The 23778-nt window shown below is 41.1% G+C and carries 21 protein-coding genes; 15 read left to right on the top strand and 6 right to left on the bottom strand.

The features are described from left to right. Nucleotides 1-32 precede the first annotated feature (32 nt). The 8 genes from H8S37_RS08755 to H8S37_RS08720 all read left to right on the top strand — a co-directional run bounded on the left by H8S37_RS08755 (nt 33) and on the right by H8S37_RS08720 (nt 8564). Entirely contained in the window at nt 33-914 is an 882-nt protein-coding gene (locus H8S37_RS08755) for a carbohydrate ABC transporter permease (RefSeq protein ID WP_186875594.1), read from the top strand. Then, nucleotides 911-1753 carry a carbohydrate ABC transporter permease gene (locus H8S37_RS08750; protein WP_186875593.1) on the top strand — a complete coding sequence of 281 codons (843 nt, stop codon included), beginning with the start codon at nt 911-913 and terminating at the stop codon, nt 1751-1753. Before H8S37_RS08755 ends, H8S37_RS08750 begins: the two co-directional genes overlap by 4 nt. A 42-nt stretch (nt 1754-1795) precedes the next feature. Next, complete coding sequence (locus tag H8S37_RS08745; protein ID WP_186875592.1) at nt 1796-3277, top strand: glycoside hydrolase family 32 protein; 1482 nt, start codon at nt 1796-1798, stop codon at nt 3275-3277. A 684-nt stretch (nt 3278-3961) separates the two neighbouring features. Further along, nucleotides 3962-4471 (top strand): hypothetical protein, encoded by a 510-nt coding sequence (locus tag H8S37_RS08740; RefSeq protein ID WP_186875591.1) that lies wholly within the window; start codon nt 3962-3964, stop codon nt 4469-4471. A 38-nt stretch (nt 4472-4509) separates the two neighbouring features. Further along, nucleotides 4510-4980: a hypothetical protein gene (locus H8S37_RS08735; protein WP_186875590.1), complete on the top strand. Its 471-nt coding sequence runs from the start codon at nt 4510-4512 to the stop codon at nt 4978-4980. Between the two features lie 497 nt (nt 4981-5477). Next, the gene (locus H8S37_RS08730; RefSeq protein WP_186875589.1) at nt 5478-6929 is read left to right on the top strand and encodes an LPXTG cell wall anchor domain-containing protein; all 1452 of its coding nucleotides are present in this window, start codon (nt 5478-5480) and stop codon (nt 6927-6929) included. Between the two features lie 477 nt (nt 6930-7406). Further along, a complete protein-coding gene (locus tag H8S37_RS08725; RefSeq protein WP_186875588.1) occupies nt 7407-7787 on the top strand; it encodes a tyrosine-type recombinase/integrase in 381 nt (126 codons plus the stop codon). Nucleotides 7788-8111: 324 nt separating this feature from the next. Beyond that, nucleotides 8112-8564: an Hsp20/alpha crystallin family protein gene (locus H8S37_RS08720; protein ID WP_186875587.1), complete on the top strand. Its 453-nt coding sequence runs from the start codon at nt 8112-8114 to the stop codon at nt 8562-8564. 140 nt (nt 8565-8704) lie between these two features. Here H8S37_RS08720 and H8S37_RS08715 read toward each other — a convergent pair whose 3' ends face one another. The 6 genes from H8S37_RS08715 to alsK form a co-directional block, all read right to left on the bottom strand. Beyond that, the gene (locus H8S37_RS08715; RefSeq protein ID WP_186875586.1) at nt 8705-9700 is read right to left on the bottom strand and encodes a substrate-binding domain-containing protein; all 996 of its coding nucleotides are present in this window, start codon (nt 9698-9700) and stop codon (nt 8705-8707) included. An 82-nt stretch (nt 9701-9782) separates the two neighbouring features. After that, nucleotides 9783-10760, bottom strand: a complete 978-nt coding sequence (locus H8S37_RS08710) for an ABC transporter permease (RefSeq protein ID WP_186875585.1) — start codon at nt 10758-10760, stop codon at nt 9783-9785. 11 nt (nt 10761-10771) lie between these two features. Continuing rightward, nucleotides 10772-12274, bottom strand: coding sequence for a sugar ABC transporter ATP-binding protein (locus H8S37_RS08705; protein WP_186875584.1), 1503 nt, complete (start codon nt 12272-12274; stop codon nt 10772-10774). A gap of 51 nt (nt 12275-12325) precedes the next feature. Then, nucleotides 12326-13213 carry a glycyl-radical enzyme activating protein gene (locus tag H8S37_RS08700; RefSeq protein WP_186875583.1) on the bottom strand — a complete coding sequence of 296 codons (888 nt, stop codon included), beginning with the start codon at nt 13211-13213 and terminating at the stop codon, nt 12326-12328. 13 nt (nt 13214-13226) lie between these two features. Then, nucleotides 13227-15629: a glycyl radical protein gene (locus tag H8S37_RS08695; RefSeq protein WP_186875582.1), complete on the bottom strand. Its 2403-nt coding sequence runs from the start codon at nt 15627-15629 to the stop codon at nt 13227-13229. Between the two features lie 15 nt (nt 15630-15644). Next, the gene (gene alsK, locus H8S37_RS08690) at nt 15645-16586 is read right to left on the bottom strand and encodes an allose kinase (protein WP_186875581.1); all 942 of its coding nucleotides are present in this window, start codon (nt 16584-16586) and stop codon (nt 15645-15647) included. A gap of 253 nt (nt 16587-16839) precedes the next feature. Between alsK and H8S37_RS08685 the strand changes: the two genes are divergently transcribed. The 7 genes from H8S37_RS08685 to H8S37_RS08655 all read left to right on the top strand — a co-directional run bounded on the left by H8S37_RS08685 (nt 16840) and on the right by H8S37_RS08655 (nt 23752). Next, nucleotides 16840-17808 carry a zinc-dependent alcohol dehydrogenase gene (locus H8S37_RS08685; protein ID WP_186875580.1) on the top strand — a complete coding sequence of 323 codons (969 nt, stop codon included), beginning with the start codon at nt 16840-16842 and terminating at the stop codon, nt 17806-17808. 78 nt (nt 17809-17886) lie between these two features. Beyond that, nucleotides 17887-18912, top strand: coding sequence for a LacI family DNA-binding transcriptional regulator (locus H8S37_RS08680; protein WP_186875579.1), 1026 nt, complete (start codon nt 17887-17889; stop codon nt 18910-18912). A 34-nt stretch (nt 18913-18946) separates the two neighbouring features. Further along, on the top strand, nt 18947-19624 hold the full coding sequence (gene deoC / locus H8S37_RS08675; RefSeq protein ID WP_186875578.1) for a deoxyribose-phosphate aldolase: 678 nt from the start codon (nt 18947-18949) through the stop codon (nt 19622-19624). Between the two features lie 57 nt (nt 19625-19681). Further along, the gene (locus H8S37_RS08670; RefSeq protein ID WP_186875577.1) at nt 19682-20779 is read left to right on the top strand and encodes a Gfo/Idh/MocA family protein; all 1098 of its coding nucleotides are present in this window, start codon (nt 19682-19684) and stop codon (nt 20777-20779) included. Between the two features lie 224 nt (nt 20780-21003). Next, complete coding sequence (locus tag H8S37_RS08665) at nt 21004-21573, top strand: HD domain-containing protein (RefSeq protein ID WP_186875576.1); 570 nt, start codon at nt 21004-21006, stop codon at nt 21571-21573. A 34-nt stretch (nt 21574-21607) separates the two neighbouring features. Then, nucleotides 21608-22309 carry an RraA family protein gene (locus H8S37_RS08660; protein WP_186875575.1) on the top strand — a complete coding sequence of 234 codons (702 nt, stop codon included), beginning with the start codon at nt 21608-21610 and terminating at the stop codon, nt 22307-22309. Between the two features lie 24 nt (nt 22310-22333). Beyond that, nucleotides 22334-23752 carry a DASS family sodium-coupled anion symporter gene (locus H8S37_RS08655; protein WP_186875574.1) on the top strand — a complete coding sequence of 473 codons (1419 nt, stop codon included), beginning with the start codon at nt 22334-22336 and terminating at the stop codon, nt 23750-23752. Nucleotides 23753-23778 lie beyond the last annotated feature (26 nt).

Here is a 23778-nt window from a genome sequence, read left to right as displayed (position 1 = left end):
ATCTTAGATTTATACAAAATTTGGAGGATATTATGCATTGGGTGAGTACAAAAAAAGCAAAAGCAGTTATGCTGATTCCAACATTACTTGTATATATAGTGTTTATTATCATTCCTGTATTGGTTGCAGTTTACTATAGTTTTACAGACTACAGCGGTATGGGAAAAGCAGAATTTAAAGGTTTTGACAACTATATACGGATGTTTGGGGATGAATTGTTTTTGATTGCTTTAAGAAATACATGTATTGTTCTGGTGTGCAGTCTCGTATTTCTTCTTGTGGGTTCATTTTTAACAGCTATGTTGATGAATAGGGCTTTTAGAGGAAATGCATTTTTTAAAATGGTCGTATTCGCGCCTTATATCATAGCCCCCATTATTATCGGTATCATATGGGGATATATTATGAATCCACAGTACGGACTGATCAATAATATCCTCCGAAATATAGGGTTGGATGCACTGGCTATTGAATGGATCGGGGGGACAAAATGGTCGCCTCTGGCGCTTGCTATAGTATTTACATGGCAGGTCATGGGCTTTCATGCAACAATCTTTCTTTCAGGGATAAAAACGATTCCGGGAGATATATACGAAGCCTGTGCAATGGACGGAGCGAATGTGTTGCAAAGATTATTTTATGTGACAATCCCTATGTTGAAAGAGACATTTATTATTAATATTGTTTTGATTATAACCGGAGTATTCAAAATATATGAATTAGTATATCAGATGACGGGAGGAGGTCCAGCGCATCAGTCGGAACTTCTTACATCTTACATGTATTTTACCGTGTTTAGTTCGAGAAAGTATGGATATGGCATGGCTATCGCTGTCGCGATACTTGTACTTTCTATTACGGGTTCGTTTGCCTATATTAGAATCACAACGAAAAAGAAAAGGAGAGAATCATGACAAGAAAAAGAAGATTGATAAAAAAAGTTGTTTTTTACATATTTGTCGCAGCTCTTGCACTTATTCTGTTGATTCCTATCATATGGGCAGTTCTGCTTTCTTTTAAAACAAATAACGAAATTGTGAACACGCCGCTATCATTTCCTGTATCATGGGATTTTGAAAATTATGTAAGAGCGTTAGAGACGATCGACTTTGGAAGTATGTATTTTAATACTCTGCTCTTGGTACTTGTTAGTACATTTTTCAGCATTGTGATTACTTTTATGAGTTCTTTTGCTATTGCAAGACTTACTTTTAAAAAAGAGCAGACAGCGGAACATATCTATCTCTTCTTTTTGGCAGGTATAGCGATTCCGATATACGTACTGATATTCCCTGTTTACCGTATTGATTCTGCAATGGGAATATTAGGAACGAGATTAGGATTGATCATACCGTATATTGCCGTTAACATTTCTTTTAATACACTGTTGTTTACCGGGTTTTTAAGAGAAATTCCTGGGGAATTAGAGGAAGCTGCACTGATTGATGGATGCAATCTCTTTAAAATATGTACCAGAGTAGTAATTCCTGTTATGAAACCAACATTTGTAACAATTATTATTTTTAATGCAGTATACATATATAATGAATTTCCTTTTGCTTCTACTTTTATACAGGACAGCCGGCTGAATACGGTTTCATTGATGACTTCTATGTTTAAAGGACAGTATTCAATGGATTACAGCGCAATTATAGCAGCGAGTCTGCTTATTATGCTGCCGGAGCTGATTTTCTATATATTTCTGCAAAAATATATTATCAGTGGGATGACATCAGGGGCTGTAAAGGGATGATATTTTGAGTATAAAAGCCAGAAAGCACGTGTGGAGGAACATATGTCAAGAGAATTAATGTTGGAAAATATCAGAAGGGCGCAAAAGGAAATAGATAAGAAGAAAGAACAGGTAAAGATGGGAGCGATGCGACAGTATTACCATTTCATGCCACAGACAGGATGGCTTAATGATCCCAATGGACTGATATATTTTCGTGGGAAATATCATCTTTTTTATCAGTATAATCCATATTATGGATTTTGGGATTATATCCATTGGGGACATGCTGTCAGTGAGGATATGGTTCATTGGCGATTTCTTCCTTTGGCTTTAGCCCCTAGTGAACCATATGATGATTATATAAGAGGTGGGTGCTTTTCGGGAAGCGCTATTGAACATGAGGGAAAATTATTTTTAATTTATACAGGAGCTGCAAATCATGGAAACGGCAATGAGCAGACGCAGTGTATTGCATACAGTGAAGATGGGATTCATTTTGAAAAATATGATGGGAATCCTGTCCTGAAAGCTCCGCAAGGCATACCAAGTTCTCAATTCAGAGATCCTAAGGTGTGGAAACATGAAGACACTTATTATATGGTATGTGGGGCCAGCAGGGAAAACAAGGCGCAGGTGCTTCTGTATCGGTCTAAGGATATGTTTCACTGGGAGTATGTTAACGTACTAGCGGAAAGCAGAGGAGAATGGGGCTTTATGTGGGAATGTCCAGATTTTTATCAGTTGGGAGATAAATATGTACTGACAGTTTCTCCAATGGGTGCGGGCGAGCATACAGCAATATATTTTGTAGGAGATTTCGAATATCATACAGGAAAATTTATTTATCACACAGTAGGGGAAATTGATTGGGGACTTGACTATTATGCACCACAGTCTTTCCTTACAGAGGATGGAAGAAGAGTCATGATCGGATGGGCGAATGAGTGGGAATGGATGTCCTCTTGGAAGGATTGGGGACCTACCTATAAAGAAGGATGGTGCGGTTTCTATAGTATTCCGAGAGAAGTACGTCTTATGGGAGATTATACTCTACAGTTTATACCGATCGAGGAATTGCACATGCTTAGGGCAGATGGCGCGAAAAAAGAACAGTTGGTTGTTTCGCCGGAAGGTAAAGAATTATCTGCTGGGGATGGAGTTTCTTTTGAAATGAAAATGAAGGTAATTCTTGAGCAGACGGATGCAGAACGTATGGAATTGAATCTGCGGTGCGGAAACGGAAAACGATTGATTTGTACGTTTGATTTTAAACACGCAGAAATTATAATAGACAGAGACCACGCAGATGGATGGAGCAAAGGAAGATCGAGAAGTGCAATCAAAATGAATGGGAAAAAAGAATTAGATATTCATATTTTCTCAGACAAAAGTTCAGTGGAAATATTCACAGACCAGTATCAGAATAATCATTCTAATAATATTTTTGCGCAAGATGTTCAAAACCGTATTCAAATCCGTACATATGGTGGTAATGCAGTAATTAAAGAGTTTGAAACCTATGGAATGGAAAAAACTATGTAACAGAATCAAATATATATTACGGGACATAGTAAAAATTGTATAATCTTCAAACTGATGTAAGATAATCTTACCAGATTTAGAGGTCTATTTTAAAATAGGAAAAAATAGAATTTATCTTTCGTTTAAAGCGTCAAAAATACAGTATGTAGACCTGTATCACTATACCGTACCAGCGGATGCTCAAAAGAAAACGGTGGTGCAGGATGAAGAGATTGATAATCTCTATCGGCTGTTTGACGGAAAAGGTCAAAGCAAGAAAAGCAGAAGATGATACAGCAGACGGCGAAACAGAGGGGGATATGAAATAAAATTAAAAATAAAAACCAGTACTTACCTCTTGGCTCGTTTAGGGTGATTTTATCCTGTGGTGTCAGAGCCCGTAAAGCTTTATTTTACACAATGTCATTAACTTAAGGAATCTTTTACATTTTAAAATGTAGAAGGTTCCTTTTTTCTATACTCTTGCTGGATAATTAAAATAGATAACTGATATTTTCTGTGTTCTTTAAGACAGGTGATCTTATGAAAAATTCTTAAAAATGGGTCTGTTGTGATATCAGTTTGATCCATCAGGGTGACTTTCAGAATTTTTGTAGAAATGGAAACCCGTTATCTTTTATAAGAAACCGAAAAATGCCTTTAACAGATCTTTTGTTTACCATGCTGAACCGAAGGGGGAGCACATTGAGTCTGGAACTGCGTAATTATATGAAGACTGCACATCCGGGAAGAGAGATATCAAAGCCTGGTTATCTAAAACAGCGTATGAAATCTAATCCATTAGCCTTTAATGAAATTTATCACTATCATAACAGAAATTTTTATGCGGAACCGGGATTTTCTGCTTTTCAAGGATATTTAGTTCTGGCTGCGGACAGTTCCGGGCTCAATATCCCAACTACCAGAGAAACTCTGGAAGAATTCGGAATTTCCAGCAGAAAAGATACAAAACCGCAGGCTTCCATTGGCTTGGGCTGCCTTTATGATGTTATGAACCGTATGATCCTGGAGAGCGGCTGCTGTAAATGTAAGTTTGATGAAATGCGCCTTGCAGAAGAACAGATTGCCCGTGTGCAGGAAACTATCGGTACATTCCAGCCCTTTTTGGTTGTTATGGACATGGGATACTCATCCACAGTATCATTCATCCGCATGATTTTTGTTTCTTGTACGTTTGAAATCCAGCGATTATAAAAAAGAGCAGGCCGCCTTGACAGGAGCAGAGGGAAGAAATGCTGATTACGAATCTTCCATCAAAAACCTTTGACCGCTTTCAAATTGCAAAACTCTATCAAATGAGATGGGGAATGGAAACCACATATGAAACTCTAAAAGACTGCCTTCAGATAGAAAACTTCACAGGGACAAAGCCAACATTACTGCTGCAGGATATTTACAGTATGATCTACATCAGCAACCTGGCAGAGGACATCATCCGAGACGCAGTGACAGAATTGGACGAAAAAGAGAAACACAGGAAACATAAAATGATGATCAACCGAACATTAAGCATAGGAATACTGAAGAATGATCTGATATATATTTTGTTGGAAAGAGACGCTAAAAAACAGGATAAACTATTCCAACAGATCTATGAAGACATCATCAAAAATCTGGTTCCAATAAGAACGGATCGTCATTACCACCGGACAAAGGGGCAGCTTGCGGGAAAATATTCAAACACGCATAAAAGAGCCTATTGAAAAGATAGAATAAATCGCCATGAAGAAAAACGTATAAAATGATCTGAAACATCGAAATTCGTTTTCCAAAAAATATTAAAAAATTAGCACTCACATCTTGTTAGCTGTGAATGGTTTCTGTCTTGCTTTATAGAGTGGCGTAACGCCCTATTTTCAGGGAATCTGCGATATTTGAGATTTTATGTATGGGTGTCAAATATCGTCTTAAAATGAAAAAAATGGTGTAGTAGACAGCCTGTCAATCCCTTTACCGCAGACACTCTGAAAGAGTGGGGATTTACAGGCGGCAGTTGATTCAGCCAATAACCCAAAATGGAACAAGGGATATTCCCAAAAAACTGCATTGGAATATTCCTTGATTATTGTCATAAAATAGCTGTCTGTATCTGTATTTAGTATTGATTTTTTAGGGGGGGGGGTGCGATATAATCAAAGTATCTGTTACTGGAAAACGCTTTAACAGAGATAAGACAAAATGAAAAAAGGAGAAAAGGGAAATGAAGAAAAAAATTTTATGTCTGCTGTCAGTGCTTACGTTGAGCCTGTCCATGGCACCATGTGTTTACGCGGCGAATGCAGATACAGAGCAGACAGAGACCACTTCTGTTATAACAGAGGAGCAGACAGAAAACGAAACAGGTCAGGAGCAGGAAGAGGTGTCAGAAGAAGATATACGGATGAGCGTATCTTTTGAGGGTTCGTGGGAAAATGATGTTCTTGAAGTGATTCAAGGAACAAATTTAGACCAGTATGAGGTAGAGGTCGCTGTCAGTAACTTAAGTACAGGTACGAGTGATTACAGCCCTCTATTGAATAGTATGGTATCAGGCTTTGATAATATGCAGTTAGGGCGGCAGGATGTTACAGTCACATGGAAAGGAATGTCATGCACGCTAAAAGTGAACGTGGTAGAAGGAGAAGTTCCAAAGCCTGCAAAAATAGAAGCAAAGTTAGGATTGAACAGTCATTATTCAGGAAATACACTTCCGCTTGGGATTTCAGAAGATAAATTAAGAGATTTTCTATACGTAGATTTTTATGATGAAGCAGGAAGCCTTATCAACGTAGGAGAAGAGCCTGTGCTTGAAATTTCTGCGTTTGATACAAATGTAAAAGGGGAACATAAAGTGACGGTAACTGCGGCAGATTTTGAGTTGTCGACAGAAATTACAGTAAGGATTGTACCTGTTAAAGTCCTTGTCGTTAATCAAGGATTTTCAAGTGGGAGAGATACAGATGTTATCAGTATACCTGTAGGAGGTTATACAAGCAGATCATTAGAGCTTACAGCGGTAAATAAAGATAATCCGGCGGAAGTGATTGCGCCTCTTGGCGCAGGTTTAGTCTCACTGACATATTATTTCCCTGATATTGACGTATCAAAGGCGGGAGTACGGGAATATAGTGCGCCTTACTACGACGAATATTTGGGAGTAAATACAACAATAAGTGTAAAAATCAAGGTAGGACAGCCGGAAAGCGTTCCCGCAAAAGATTTACTGCCGGAAGAAGCGATTGCCACAATGCCGCAGGGAGAAGTGATTGGAACGTGGGACGTCCCATCAGGAGAAGCAGGGGCAGGAACATGGGTATTCCAGACCGGACTTACACAAGGGCAGGAAGTGACTGTGTGGAGCTATCATAACGGACAATGGCTGAAAATCGGAGTTTATAAAGCAGACGCGGAAGGAAATGTAACGGTTACATTTACAGCAGACCAGTTATCCCCGATTCTGATTACAAAAAATGAAACATCATCAGGAGCAGTTTCGGGTGGAAATGCAGATACAGAGAACAAGAGTGAAAATGTTTCAGATAATAAAGCCGCCGCAGTAAAAACCCCTCAAACAGGCGATACGCAAAATATTCTTCTGTATGTTGCCGCAGGTTTAGCAAGCTTTTCTGTTTTAGGGGGCAGTATCCTTTGGAAATTGAAAAAAGGCAGATAATAAATATTTAGAAGAGAAATAAGGAGAATCAAGCCGAAAGAAAATACAATAGCAGGATATAGCTTTAACGAATTGATTTTGGTTTCCGTTGGCTATTATCTGGACTTGATGATGGCACAAGCGTTATTATATAGCTTGAGGTTAGGATGCAACCGCTTCAGTAAAAGAGAATACGCATACACATTTCTTATTACCCGCTGCAGGGGAAGGAGTATGGATGAATGCAATGAGATATTGGAAAATCTGGAAATCGAACAAAAATACAGGCTGGGTTCTTATACAAAAAGAAGCAGTACAAAACAATAAAAACAGCAAGAAAAATACACATCAATTTTTGGTGTGTATTTTTTAATGCCTTTTTTACCCATTATGTAAAAGCCTGTACTCCTGACAAACAGCGCTTTACATTGCGTGTAATGTCCTGAAAAAGCAAATGGGGCTATAATCTGGTACATAGTCAAGGGCGAATTGGCCATTATGCTTGAACTTGGTTTACGCCGCGGCGAACTGATTGACTTAACATGCTTGGACATAGATATGGAGAAAAAAGAAGTATCTGTAAATCACCAGTTGATTTATAAGGACTTCGGAGACGGCTGCAGGTTCCATGTTAACAGCCCTAAAACAAAGTCAGGAAAAGAACGCAGGACGCCTGTGCTTCTTCCTAAAATATCAGGCCATAGCCTGCGTCATACCGCCTGCACGAACATGGCGAAGCATGACATGAATATCAAAATCTTACAGTACATCATGGGGCACGCCCATAGTGATGTGACAATGGACGTATTCAATCACATAGCAGGTGTGGAAGATATAAAGGAAGAAATCATAAAATATGAAAAAGTGATCAATACTTAGTATATCAAAATCAGAAAATGGTATAGTAATGGTGTAGTAGTATAGAAAACAGATTTATAGAGAGTTTAGAAGCGTGCAATCTATTGATTTTACTGGGTTTGCAAAAAAATTCAAAAAATATTAGCACTCACCTCTTGACAGTGCTAATATATATGTGCTATATAATATATAGAACAAAGGAAGAGGAATAAAAAATAAATGAAAATTCTGATTCCCCAGATTCTTTGCTGACAACACTTAAGTATTTGTCTAAGAGTGCTGATGGCAGCCGCGTAAGCGGTTCATAGAACAAAAAAGATTAGAATTTGAAAGGAGAAATGACTTATGTTGATGCCTAGTATTTTTGGAGAAAATTTATTTGATGATGATTGGATGAACTTCCCATTCGAGAGTGACTTTTGGGGAAAGAAAAATCCTCTGTATGGAAAACACGCAAAAAATATGATGAAGACAGATATTCGTGAGCATGAGGGTGGATATGAAGTCGACATTGATCTTCCTGGATTTAAGAAAGATGAAATCAGCGTCCAGCTAGAGGAAGGATATCTGACAGTATCTGCTTCCAAAGCTCTGGACAAAGACGAGGAGGACAAGAAAGGAAAATACATTCGCAAAGAACGCTATGCAGGGGCAATGCAGAGAAGCTTCTATGTAGGAAATGCTCTTACACAGGAAGACATCAAGGCAAAATATGAAAATGGTATTTTGCGGCTGTCGATTCCAAAGAAAGATGAAAGAGCAGTGGAGACGAAAAAACACATTGCGATTGAAGGTTGATAACAAAAGTATAGGAAAGAGCCCGGTCAGGTTGACCGGGCTCTTTCTTAACATAGAACACATTCTTAAATATTTTAATCTTTATGGGCTAAAATATTCAATGAGATTATCAGAAGAAATATATAAGGAAATAGAAGGGACTATTCTGTAGCATATTCATCTACATTTTCTGCAGTAACAATTACAAATGGCACTAAGTACTCTTTTTCTACAGTTTCTCCATTGATATCAGCTACAATTGCATCAATAGCTGCTGTAATCTGCCCGATACTATCTTGAAGGACAGTTGCATCCAGTGTTCCCTCTTGAATCATTCCCATTGCCCCGGCATTGCCATCTACTCCAATACAGATAATATCTTCTCTGCCGGATTCATTGCAGGTAAGCTGTGCGGCGGCAGACATATCATCATTATCACAGATCACAGCAGTTAAATCCTTTCCATATTGTGCCAGGGCATCATGAGTTGCATTAACAGCTTTTTCACCTGACCATTCACATGGAACTTCAGCTATACATTCAAAATTGTCATTCAATTTATTTGTAATACCTTCAGCACGCTGGATCTGGGCAGAATTTCCGATAACGCCCTGACAGTGGAGGTATTTCCCCCCATCTGGAAGCTTTTCATTTAGATATTCCGCCATAAGTTCTCCGGCGTATACATCATCAGAGCCACAGAAAGTCATAGCAACATCATCAGTACTGTCTGTTTTTGCATTTACCACCACTACTTTTACGCCAGCGTCAACGAGGTTTGTGATTGCAGGATCGGAAGCGACAGCTTCGGCGGGTGTGATGATTACATAGTCACATCCTTGTGCAATGCAGTCCTGCGCGAGATCCACCTGCTTGTTAGCGTCTGAAAGTCCGTCCATGATACCAGTCCAGTCGTCGATAACGCCGTCGGCTTTTAATTTGTCAAGCTGTTCAGAAGCAGAGCTGTTTATGGTGCTGGGCTGCGGATCGGTTGTGTTTTTGGCAATATAGCCGATGATAATTTCGCCGTCTCCATTGACGTCGCCTCCAGCCGCGTCACTGTTGCCGGTCTTTGCGGGTTCTGATGACGAGCAGGCGGTTACTCCTAACAGAACGGTAGTTGCCAGTGCGATTCCAAGGACTTTTTTCAATTTCATAATTTTTTCCTCCTTTTAATGAATGGGTTTTATATAGCAACATGGAGATTCCCCATGCTGTATTTAAAAAGTAACTGGTTGCTTAACGGTTTTTCCGGTTCATAACCATATCCAAAAGTACGGCGCAAATGATGATGATACCTTTTGCCATAGACTGATAGTAACTGTCAATTCCTAAGAAATTCATTCCATTGTAGATACATCCGATGATAATCGAACCCAGAAGCACGCCGGAAGCGGTAGAAATACCTCCCGCAAAGGATGTGCCGCCCAGCACACAGGCTGCTATCGCGTCTGTTTCATATCCGACCCCGATATTAGACTGGGCGGCGCCGGTTTTACTTGTGAAGATAATACCTGCCATACCGGAGAGAAGACCGACAATGGTATAGCAGAGCGTCTTTGTTTTTACAACATTTACCCCAGAAGCAATCGCAGCGTTGACATTGCCGCCCACCGCGTATACATAACGGCCGAATTTTGTCCAGTGCATGAGAATATACATGATGATGACAACGACGGCCAGATAGATGATCGGGAGTGGGATCCCGGCGAACCGATCCGAATAGATTGCTTTAAAATTTGCGTTTGCAAGGGAAACTGCCTGCCCGTCACTGATGACTTGTGCGATACCCCGGACGATTAATTGCGTGGATAAGGTGACGACAAAGGGGAACATATTGAATTTGGCAATCAATATACCATTGAGAAGCCCGAAAGCAGTCGTTGCAAGCAATCCGATAAGACATGCAAGACCGATATTCATGCCCATTTCCCCCACTAACTGTCCCAAAATACAGCTTACTAGCGCAAGTTGTGCACCGACAGTCAGATCAATACCGCCTGTTGTTATCGCAAGACACATACCATATGCTATCAACCCATTGATAGAAATCTGTGTCAATATATTCAACAGATTAGAGGGCTGGATAAAACGGGGTTTTATAATAGAAATCACAATTACCATTCCGATAAGGATAATACCGATTCCATATTTTCCCATCATCATGCGGAAGGTATCTTCCTTTACGCCAAGAATTTTCTTTTCGTTTGAAGCCATAACTTTTCCTCCTACTTTCCACCGAATTCTCTTTTTAAAATTTCTTCCTGGGTGGTGTTTCCTGTAATAATTTCAGAACGATCTATAGAACCGTTGAGACGTCCTTCGTGATAAATCAAGATACGGTCGCTCATTCCCATAACCTCTGGCAATTCCGAAGAGATCATGATGACTGCCATACCTTTTGCGGCAAATTTGCACATCAGTGCGTGGATATCTGACTTTGCGCCTACGTCAACACCTCTTGTCGGTTCATCTAAGATCAATACCTTGGGATTTGCCATAATCCATTTGGCAAGTACGACTTTCTGCTGGTTTCCTCCGCTTAAGGACAGAGCAGTATGCTCGATACTTGCGCATTTTACAGTCAACGTCTTTGCCGCATCTTCACATTCTTGTCTTTCTTTTTTCTGACGAAGCAAGAGCCCTCTTTGCTTCTTAGGCAGATTGGGAAGAGATATATTTTCACGGATGGAACGTTGCAGGCATAAACCGAATTCTTTTCTGTCTTCATTTACCATACAGATTCCCCGGCGGATGGCATCCTGTGGATTTTTGATTTTAATTTCTTCTCCATCTAGGTACATTTTGCCGGATATAATAGGATCCAGTCCAAAAATTGCGCGGACAGTTTCGCTCCGACCGGATCCTACCAATCCAGAAATACCAAGGATCTCTCCTTGACGTACTTCAAAGCTGATATCTGTAAAACCTTTTCCACACAGATGTTCTACACGAAACACGGGTTTGCCGATTTTACAGTCTGTCTTTGGAAAAACATTTTCAATGTTGCGGCCGACCATCATAGAAATGAGTTCATCTTTGGTAACTCCTTCCATATCCCGGCTGCTGACATAAGTGCCATCTCTGAATACAGATACGCGGTCGCAGATTTCAAAAATTTCTTCCATGCGGTGAGAGATATAGATGATTGCAACCCCTTTGGATTTCAGATCGTTGATTGTTTGAAAGAGATGACGTGTCTCTTCGCTATCAAGAGAAGAAGTCGGCTCATCCATAATGATCAACTTTGCGTCACAGGAGACGGCTTTGATGATTTCAATCATCTGTACCTGGGCGAGCGTCAAATCTTTCATCAAAGTTTTTGGACCATAAGGAAAGTTGAATTTTTTCAAGACTTCCTCGGCACGTTTGTTCTGTGCTTTTTTATCCAGTAGGAAGCCACGAGTGCTTTCCCGCTTTAAGAAAATACTTTCTGCAATTGTCAGATGCGGTTCGGGATTTAATTCCTGATGGATCATAGAAATCCCCTGATTAATCGCATCAACAGGTCCATGTGCTTGATAGGGTTTCTGACACCAGGTCATGGCCCCTTTATCTGGCTTATATAAACCAATGATACATTTCATTAGTGTGGATTTTCCAGCTCCGTTTTCTCCGAGTAAGGCATGTACTTCACCGGGACGGATATGAAGCTCTACTTCCTTGAGTGCTTGTGTTCCGCCGAATGTTTTGGAAATACCAGAACATTCTAATATGTAATTTTCAGCCAAATTGACTCACCTCTTTCTTAGGGACTTTTGCTGACAGGCTGTCTGTCATGTTTATGAATGTATAACAACGATTCCATTTGCCTGGTAATTATCTTTTATTTTCTTTTTGTCTATATCAGAGAAAGGACTTATATGTGTATACGGATATTCTCTTGCGAGTGCGCTATATTTAGGGTTTCCTAGATTGTGAAACCACATAAGTTCTACAGAAGATATAGGGAATTCCTTTAAGGCACGGCAGATTTCTAAGATATCTTTTTCTGTGTCATTAAATCCCGGTATGACCGGAATTCTCATCCTGGCATCTGGACGTTGCTTCAATAAATGCTCTATATTATCTAAAATTTGTGTATTGCTGATACCGGTTCCGGCTTTGTGTTTTGTGTTGTTGGTATGTTTTAAATCAAAATAAATTTCATCCAGAAAGGGCAGAACCTTTTCAACAACCGAAAAGGAACATGCCAGGGAGGTTTCGATGCAGGTATGGATATTGTATTTCTTTGCGAGCACTAACAGTTCGAGGGCAAGTTCTGGCTGATAGAGAGGTTCTCCGCCAGATAAGGTCATGCCGCCTCCTGAAGTTTGATAAAAAGGTTTATCACGGCGGACAATATCTAGTATCTCCTGTGCGCAGAGCACTTCACCTTTGATACTTATTGCCCGGTTAGGACATGCCTTTACGCAGAGCTTACACAGAGTACACTGGCTGGTATCGACTTGTATGTTTCCTCCGTTTAAGGAAAGTGCATGTGCAGGACAGGCAGATATACATGTCTGACATTGGCCGCATCTGGCATGATAGATCATGAGCTCCGCACAAGTGTGCTGGGTTTCTGGATTAGCACACCAGGCACAGCGGAGCGGACATCCTTTGAAAAAAACAGTAGTGCGGATTCCGCTGCCGTCATGAATACAAAATCTCTGAATATTACTGATCATAAGATTCCTCTTTTTATAATGCCTGCATAGCAGTACGTGAGATAATTTCATTTTGTATGTCTACATCTAAATCTACAAAAAATGCGCTGTATCCTGCAACACGTACAACCAGGTTACGATGAGCATCAGGGAATTTTTGAGCTTCCTTTAATATATCGTCGGAAATGATATTGAATTGTACGTGCATACCGCCGGCAGCAAAATACCCGCGCAGCATTTGTGTAAGTTTTTGATAATCTTCCTGGGTTTTTGCAAGGCTTGGAAGTATCTTCATGTTTAAATCTACTCCATTTGTCACAAGATCTAAATTTAATTTAGCAGCAGATAAAAATACGGCTGTAGGACCATTTTCGTCTACGCCCTGCCGAGGAGAGATACCACCGTCCGCAAGCGGCATACCGGATTTTCTGCCATTTGCCATAGCGCCGACCTGCCTTCCGATTGGAGTATTGGCGGATACACAGTAGAGACCTGGGCGAAATTTACCGCCCCGCCATTCTTTTTGCTTTGCCACCTCAAGGCAATATTGTTCTCCGGCATAACGAACATACCGATCCACTTCATCTATATCATTTCCATATTTAGGAGCTTCATATAAAAGCATATTCTGCTCTGATACAGCGTCTTTAAAATCAGAGTGGAGTATGTGGAGTAAATCTGACATGGATAGCCTCTTTTCATGAAATACCAGCTTGTCGATTGCCATCAGCGCATCTCCGACATCCGGAGCGCCGACTCCTTGTACGCCGCAATAGTTGTACCTGCTTCCCCCTGCCGAGCTGTCTAATCCTCTTTCCATGCAATCATCAAGGAGCAGAGAACAGTAGATGTGCGGAGTATAATCCGCAATACTTTCCTCTATAATGTTTAAGGAATCTGCCATTTTTTCTACGAAATAAGATACTTGTTTTTCGTATGCTTCTTTTACTTCGGTCATGGAGGTAAAAGAGGAAGCGTCACCCGTAGAGAGCCCCATTTTTTTATTAGTCAGAAGACAATATCCATTTGTAAGGGCGAATTCTAAGCATTTGGCCAGGTTGAAATAGCAGGCGTTTGAGATACTTAAACTATTTCCGTATGGGTTCGGCTCCACACATCCTACAATACCGTAATTTCGTGCTTCTTCAAGCGGAAGTCCGTCTTTTACCAGAGTGGGAATAATGACATCATCATTGAACAAGGGATATTTTCCTCCGCCTACTGTTCCAAGAATTTCAAATACTTTTTGGGGGAGCTCCTCTGGATTTTTCTTGTTAATCCGGACACCGATATTTGGCTCACAATTAAATACATTTCGGTCCGCCTCCAGGCAGAGAAATGTTAATTCGTTGCAGGCATCGTGGCCGTCTTTATCTACTCCGCCTAAAGTCAGATGAGCAGAAGTGGAAAAACCACCATTATTTCTTGCGCTGTTGTAAGTGCAGGCTTTGATGACGTCATTGTGCTTGACCCAGAGAGCCTCTATCATTTCTTGTGCTTCATCTTTTGTCAAAAGGCCGCTGTCCGTATCTTTGAGATAATATGGGTACATATATTGGTCAAATCTGCCGCAGGAAATAGCAGACCCGTTCTGAAAAATGTAGTCAATGAGCAGTGTAAACCAGTAGGACTGCAGCGCTTCGTGGAAATTACGGGCAGGATGGTAAGGTACTTGTGTACACGCTGCGGCAATCAACTTTAATTCCTTTTTGCGTCTGGGGTCTGCCGTATTTTCGGCAAGAGTACCGGCCAGAGCCGCGTATCTGGAGGAAAATGTGTGTACTGCTTCGCAGATGATTAAGGCGGCGTTGTAAAAGGCGGACTTATATGTAAAGTCCTCATCCTGGCAAGAAAGGCACTCCAGTTTTTTTTGTGCCTTAGCTTCTATCGCTTGAAATCCATTGTTTATGACTTTGGCGATATCCGGCAGATAATGCCCGTATCCGCTTCGGGTACGGCTTAATGCATTGAATACAGCGTTTGGAGAGGTAGCTATTTCTTTCAAGTCAGCGGGAAATCTATCCCAGGTGAGATCCTCCAGTGTCTTATGCTTCCACCAGGGATAGATTTCTTCCAGAAGCTCTTTTTTTTCTTCCTCTGTAATCTGTAAAGTATCGACTTCCCTGATAGGCATCAGATCTAACTCTTTTTTAGACAAGACACCAGTTTCAGGATAGAGGGGGGCAAATCGCTGTTTAGAAGCGTGGTTGCCAACAATAATTTCTTCCGGCCGGATGAAGATGGTCATATTTTTCAGCACGTTGGCTAGAGCTTTTGCGCGTCTCAGAAGATAATGCTCTCCCTCGGTTTTTTTATAACTTTTGGTAACCAGGCGCGCGCGTTCCAGGCAAATAGAAGGGATACTTGCACGCATATCTGCATTTAGAACAGAAGTGCGTTCTTGTCGAGTGATTCCGTCAGGCAAATATTTTTTCATTACTATGCGCCTCCCTTATGATTTTGATGAAAGTTCTAATTTACGGAACAGATATTGGGCAGCGCCCAGAACTCCTGCATTCTGCCCGGAAGGAGAAAACAGCATCCGAAAAGTGTCCCGCGGATACGGATGGCGCAGCATCTGCAAAGTAAGTGTTAGAAGTTGCTTTTTGGGAAATCCTTCCATATTTACAATGCCGCCGCCGACGATTGTATAAGCGCTGTTGAGAAGATTTCCTGTGAGTGCTATGACTCTTGCCATATCATATAGGAAAGTCTGTATTGGAGGACTGTCCTGGTGTTTTAAAAATAAATCGGACAGTGATGTATCTGGAAAATATTCTTTTTGCAGTTCGGTGAGACGCCATCCGGATGCAACGGTTTCGCAGCATCCTTGCCGTTCGTTGCAGGTACATTTGCGGCGATTATCACTGATAGGAAGATGACCAATTTCTCCGGCCACTCCATCGCTGCCGTAGATGGTATCGTTTTGATAAAAAAAGCTGGAACCGATCCCGGTTCCAAAATAAATACCGGTGATCATATCGGAAGTATTCAAATGCAATTCATGTATATCGTTGTAGAGAATGAAATCGGTATCCTTCCCTAAAAAGACAGGGGCAGATATCCATTCTTGTAATCCACTTACGATATTTTGTCCGTCAAACCTGCATTTTGCATTTTCTCCGAGGTTTGTGGCAGAGTATAGAACTTCTCTTTTGGCATCTAGAGTTGCGGGAAAAGCGACAGCAACGCCTAAAACTTTCTGCGGCACAAACTCTTTGACATAGGTGTTGATAAAAACGGCCAGGTCTTTGATGGCATCTTCAGGACGTCCGTCAGCGATTTCCTTACTGCTTGTAATACGGGAATGTATAAGTTTCCCATTTAGGTCTACAGAACCGATACGGACATTTGTACCGCCAATGTCCAGACCGATCACACATTCTTTAGACATAATGAAACCTCCTTTCTGTTTTTTCCCTAAATCAATATCTAATAAATATGAATTACAAATTAGGGATAACGATATCTCATGTCTATATTCTAAACAGATGATGTGTAAAAAGTCAATACTATTTATGTTGTGCATAAATTATGAAAAATAATATAAAATATTATGCAAAATAACTATTGAATTAAAAAATGAAGTATGAATATAATATGATAACGATATCTCAAAAGTATAAAAAGTTGAAAGGAGTTTTAAGATGAAAACAGATGCTTTGTACATAACGAAGGAACGTACAACGGAGATAAGGCAGGTTGATATTCTGCCGCCTAAACCGGATGAGGTACAGATTGATGTAATAGCGTGTGGCGTTTGTGCGTGGGACAGTTATCTGTTCAAAGGGAGGGATTTACGTCAGCCGTTTCCATTTCCTTTCGGCCACGAGGCTGTCGGGATTATCCGTGAAGTTGGAGATGAAGTAAAGAGATTTACTTCTGGTGATAAAGTGTTCTGTATAGATGGAGGGCCGTCTATGACACAAGTGATGAATATAAAAGCGGATATGGTAGGGAAGCTGCCAGGGAATCCGGTCTCTACGGAGGATTTCGCGTATTTGATTGGAGAACCCTCTGTATGTGTGGTAAATGGTCTTGCCAATATAAAAGTAAATCCGGGTGACCGTGTAGTAATTATCGGGACTGGGTATATGGGGCTTTTAAATGTACAGGCATTTCATCACTCCCATATAGGTAAAATGATTTGCTTTGATGTGGATGAGGAAAAATTAAAATTGGCAAAAAAATATGGTGCAGATGTGTGTTGCTTAAGTAACTCCCAAGAAGGGCAGAAAGTGGCCGGGGAGATTATAGAAAGTGGAGGTGCGGAGATTGTTGTGGAATGTTCTGGTTCTCAGCCTGGGCTTTCGATGGCGGTAAAATTAGTTTCTCCGGGAGGGACAATATCTAATTTTGCGTGGCATCGTGAAGAACGTACACTGGATGCATCATGTTGGCATTTGAATGGGTTGCGTATCATCAACACAGCGCCTGCGTGTGATCGTCATTTTTCTGACCATGTAGTACAAACGGAGCGCTTGATGGAACGAGGCGTCTTTTGCCAGAAGGATTTGATCACACATATAATGGACTACCATGATATCCAGAAGATGCTGGAGACTGCGGAAGCAAAAGCGGATGGATATATTAAGGGAGTTATTACATTCCGGTAAGAAATTAGAAGGTGTCTTAAGTTGATTATTTTTAGAAATATATGATATGCTTGTAAAAAAGGGATTGGAGATAGGTTCATGGAAGAAAAGAAGTCAAAGGAAAAGAACATTTCAATAAAGGATATTGCGCGCTTATGTAATGTTTCTGTTCCGACAGTATCCCGTATTATCAATCATTCTGGACGCTATTCGGCGGAGACAGAGAGCAAGGTGCGCAAGGTAATAGCAGAAACAGGATATCAGCCAAGTGTATTTGCCAGAGGACTTAGGACGAACAGCACCAATAATATAGGAATCATTGTGCCGGACATTACCAATGAGTTTTTTGCATCCATAACCTTGGAAATCCAAAACACTTTATTTGGGCATTCGTATACTGCAATGATCTGCAATACAAATGAACAGCCGACTGTGCAGGCAAAACAACTAGAAATGCTGCGTGGCAGCAGAGTATCAGGTATTATTTTTATATCGGGTGAGGAGATCACAGAAGAAGATCTGACAGATGGGATTCCCAAAGTGTTTGTAGACCGTCTGCCGTGGAACGCGGCATCAAAGGATGTTGTGACGATAGAGGTAGATAATTATACAGGAGGGCAGTTGGCAGCAGGCACGCTGTTAGATGCCGGATGCCGGCATATCGTTGCCCTTTTTGATGCGAGGGGGCTTAGTACACAACTTGCACGCTATTCTGGATTTATCCGGGCGCATCAGGACAGAGGCGTAGATGTTGCAAGGGATTTGTACCGCCCGGTAACTCAGGTGTCTTTTCAGGAGGGATATGCGGCGATTAAAGATTTGATAGAGAGAAAAGTACCTTTTGATGGGATATGCTGTTATACAGACACATTGGCGAGCGGTGCTATGAGTGCTTTGGCGGAAGCAGGGATTTCTGTTCCGGGACAAGTGCAGGTGACAGGCTATGACGATACTTCAGCAGCGAAATGGACAGTACCGGCATTGACAACAATCGCACAACCCGTTAAAGAAATGGGACGTCTGGCTGCGGATACGATTTTGAAGATGAGCAGAAATGAAAAGATTGCCAAAAAGCATTATACCTTACCAGTTGAATTAATTAAAAGGAAGTCTACAACAATATAGAGGGCGGCAGGAAAAACTGCGGAAAGGATTGTTTATGAAAGAAAAAGGAAAAGATTACAGACCAGAATATGCAAAATATTTTGACCATACAAAGCTGCATGCAGACGCAACAACGGAGACAATTCAGTTATTCTGCAAACAGGCTTTGGAATATAAGTTTGCGGCGGTATGTGTCAACCCATGCCATGTAAAAATGGTAGCGGAGCTTTTAAAGGGGAGTCCGGTGAAGACGGCAACAGTGGTTGGATTTCCTCTGGGAGCAAACACGACGAATATAAAAGTTCTCGAGACAAAAGAAGCGGTAGAAAATGGTGCTCAGGAGATCGATATGGTTATTAATATCGGTGCGTTAAAAGACGGAAACTGGGAGTATGTAGAAAAAGACATGTCGGCAGTTATACAGGCTGCAGGTAAGGCAGATGTAAAAGTGATTATAGAAACACATGCATTGACAGACGAAGAAAAAGTAAAAGTATGTAAACTTGCAGAAAAATGTGGAGCAAAGTTTGTAAAGACTTGCAGCGGATTTTATGGAACAAAAGGTGCGACAGTAGAAGATGTAGCGCTTATGCGAAAGAGTGTCAGCGATAAAGTGCTGGTGAAGGCATCTACGGGTATCCGTACCAGAGAAGATGCGGATAAGCTGATTGCAGCAGGGGCAGTGCGTTTTGGAAGTAGCGCAGGACCAAAGGTAGTAGATGGAGAGGCTTAATTTTGCATACTGCGAAAACGTTATCATAAATGTAGATGACAGACAGGAGGAGTTGTTATGGATAAAATGCGTGTAGGTGTCATTGGGTGTGGAAATATCAGCGATATTTATTTTAAAAATCTGACAACAAGATTTGATATCACTTGTGTACAGGCATGCAGTGACATTGATATGGAGAGAGCAAAAAAAAGTGCTGAAAAGTACGGCGTGCCGCAAGTACAGACGGTTGACGAGCTGCTGGTAAATCCAGAGGTAGATATAGTATTGAATATTACGATTCCGGCAGGTCATTATGATATCTGCAAAAAGGCGCTTGAGGCAGGAAAGCACGTATATGTAGAAAAACCATTGAGTGTTACAGTAGAACAGGCAGAGGAACTTGTAGCAATCGCAGAGGAAAAAGGGCTTTATATTGGATGTGCGCCAGATACATTTTTAGGCGGCGGCCTGCAGACATGCAGGGAATTACTGGACAGTGGTGTTATCGGAACCCCTGTAGCTGCAACTGCATTTTTTGGACATCATGGGCCAGAAAGATTTCATCCAGATCCGGCATTTTTATATAAGGAAGGAGCTGGGCCAATGCTGGATATAGGACCATATTTTCTGACTGCATTGGTGTCAATGCTAGGGCCGGCAAAAAGTGTGTGCGGTATGGCAACATCTGGTTTTGATAAAAGAATAATTACTTTTGACTGCCCTAAAAAGGGGGAGACCTTTCCTGTGGAGACGCCTTCTCATGTTACAGGTACGGTGACATTTGAAAACGGAGCAGTAGCAACGGTTATGACAAGTTTTGATATCTGGGGGCACAGTCTGCCGTTTATAGAAGTATACGGGACGAAAGGAACACTTAGAATGCCAAACCCAGATACATTTGGCGGTCCTGTTTTCTTATTAAAGGAAGGGGAGACAGAATTTACAGAAATACCGGTTTCTTACCCGTATAGTGAAAATAGCCGTGGAGTAGGCCTTGCAGATATGGCAGCTTGTATTCTAAGAGGTACAAGACAGAAGGCGTCAGGGAAAATGGCTCTGCATGTTTTGGAAATTTTAAAAGGAATATTGGATAGCAGTAAAACACAAGCTTACATACAACTGAAAACAACCTGCGAACAGCCAGAGGCATTTACAGACAAAAGCATAAGACTCTAAGAGGAAAAAAGAACAAGCCCCATTCAGGAAAAATAGAATGGGGCTTGTTTTATGTCCTATTTTATAATTTTTTACTACACATATACGAATGTTTACAATATTTTGTTGTAGAAAATAAATGGATGATTGTTTTATTTTTGTTAAATATGCTTTTATAATTTTAGACATAAAATAAAAATATGTTAAAAGTTTCGAAACAGATGACAGAAAAGAAAGGAGAAAAAATGAATAAAGTAACAAAAGAGCAGATCGCAGGCTATTTTCCGCAGTTGATAGAAGTAAAGAACAGAAAACTTGCAGAAGCAGCATGTGAGATATGGGTGGAGGCATTTGAAAAAAGTTCCTGGGAGAACATTGAAGACGCACAGTTTGCTACCCGCGCGCCGGGAGTAGCGCTTGTGAAGCATACAGAGAGTGTCACAGCAAATGCAATTATGATTGCAAAAAATACAGCAGAAAAATACGGGTATTCCATCGATATGGATGTGCTGATTTTATCTGCGGTATTACATGATGTCTGCAAATTAGAAGAGATGGATATGGACGTAGAAGGCAAAGGGAGCAGTAAAAAGAGCGATATTGGGAAAATATATCAGCACGGCTTTTTGAGCGGCTATTATACGCAGAAATATGGATTCCCAAAGGAAGTGACAGCGCTGGTAGTTGCACATTCAGGACAGTCAAAGGTAATACCAAGAACAATCGAAGGAATGATTCTATATTATGCAGATATGATGGACGCAGACATTCATTTCGTACAGGCAGGAACAACACTGTGCCTGGAAACACATTAAGAAAAATAAAAGTTGGTAATTCAGGAGGTAAAAAATGTCAGTAGGTAACAGGGTATATTTAAAAAGAAATCTGCCGGACATGAAACTGGTAGAAGAATTTAGTCATTTGCCGGCGGCAAATGTAGCAGACTGTATGGGACGCTCCTGTGGCATGAATCCACAGATAAAATTGATGTCAAATCCAGAAAAAAGGCAGATGTGTGGTGTGGCATTAACAGTAAAAGCACGTCCGGGGGACAATATGATGCTGCATAAAGCAATGAATATTTCACAGCCGGGTGATGTGATTGTGGTTTCCAATGAAGGAGAGAGAAACCGGGCCATTATGGGAGAGATTATGTTTAACTACTTGCAGGGATTTAAAAAGATTGCGGGAATTGTGATCGATGGACCAGTACGTGATATTGATGTGATCGCACAGGGAACCATGCCGCTATATGCGACGGGAACTACGCCTGCAGGTCCCTACAAAGAAGGACCGGGGGAAGTAAACGTTCCCATCTCATGCGGAGGCGTATCTATTCATCCGGGAGACATCATACTGGGGGATAAGGACGGCGTGATTGTAATACCAAGACAGGACGCGGGGGAAATATTAGAGAAAGCAAAAAAATTGTCACAAAACGATAAAGCAAAAGCTGAAAATTCTGCCAAAGGTACGGTAAACCGCCAGTGGGTAGAAGATCTGATGGAGAAAAAAGAAGTAGAAATAATTGATGATGTATACAGAGGATAAAGGAAAGAGAAAAGGAGAAAACGGATGAAAGACCGAATGATAAAATTAATACCGGTTATCGTACTGCCGCTTTTGACATGGATTGTACCTGCTCCGACAGGGTTGGAAACAGAAGTATGGCATCTATTTGGCATATGTCTTTCCCTTTTATGCGGACTCATATTCAAGCCATTCTCAGAACCGGTGATTAGTTTGATTATATTGGGAATTGGCGCATGTTTTGTGGAAACACCGTCAACTTTATATACAGGATTTGCGTCCGAGAGCGTATGGTTCCTCCTGGCTGTTTTACTTGCGTGCGGAGCGTTTAAAAAAACAGGTCTGGGAAAACGGCTTGCCTATATACTGCTTTCAAAATTTGGAAGCACTCGTTTTGGACGTTCTTCCCTGGGCCTGGGATATACAATGATGCTGTGTGATTTGATTCTAAGTCCTGCGACAGGATCTAACACTTCACGTTCTGCGATTGTATTTCCAATTTTCCGGGGTGTGTCAGAGTCTATGGGATCATATCCGGATAAGAATCCACGGAAGCTGGGGGCATATTTGGAGCTGCTGGAGCATGTGGTTGCAATGTCGACCGCCGTATTATTTCTTACAGGAATGGCATCGAACGCCGTTATCGCCTCTACAATAAAAGATGTTGCAGGGATAGAGCTGACATGGATGTTGTGGTTCAAGGCAGCCCTGGTGCCGGGACTGATCATACTCTTTCTTTGTCCGCTTGCGGTCTATAAGCTTTTTCCGCCGGAATTAAAAGACCTGGGAGACATTAAGCCGTTTGTACAAGAAGGAATGAAAGAAATGGGACCAATGAAGAAAAACGAAAAAATTCTTCTTGTACTCTTTATTATGGCAATCTTGGGATGGATGCTGGGAGGAAAAATTGGAATCAGTATGTATGTAGTGGCATTTGCGTTTCTTGCGCTGGAACTGCTGCTGGGAGTTATGGACTGGAACGATCTGATGGCAGAAAAAGGAGCATGGAATATGTACATTTGGTACGGAGCGTTTTTTAGTATTTCATCTGCCATCAATGAAGGCGGATTTTATACCTGGCTGTCAGAACAGATACAGAAATACCTGGACTTGTCTGCATTAAACGGAATATTGGTACTTGTTGTACTGCTGCTTTTAAGCTTTGCGGTTAAGTATTTCTTCGTATCTAATGCGGCATATATCGCTTCGATTTATCCGGTTATACTGACCTTGGCGGCATCGACACAGGTAAACATGATGGCGCTGTCGCTGATGCTGGCATTTTTCGGAGGATATGGCGCTTTGCTGTGTAATTATGGAAATGGCGCCAGTATCTATATTTTTGGAAATGGATATGTAAGCCAAAAAGACTGGTATGTAAAGGGAACTATTTTATTATTTTTGATTTTTGCCGTATTCCTGATTATAGGGCTTCCATACTGGAACATCATGGGAATATGCTGATAAAAGAAAGTGAGGAAAAAGAAAAA

This window comes from Mediterraneibacter hominis (assembly GCF_014287475.1).
Lineage (GTDB): Bacteria > Bacillota > Clostridia > Lachnospirales > Lachnospiraceae > Mediterraneibacter > Mediterraneibacter hominis.
The sequence above is the reverse complement of the archived record's forward strand: the minus strand, read 5'-3'. Positions and strand labels throughout refer to the sequence as shown.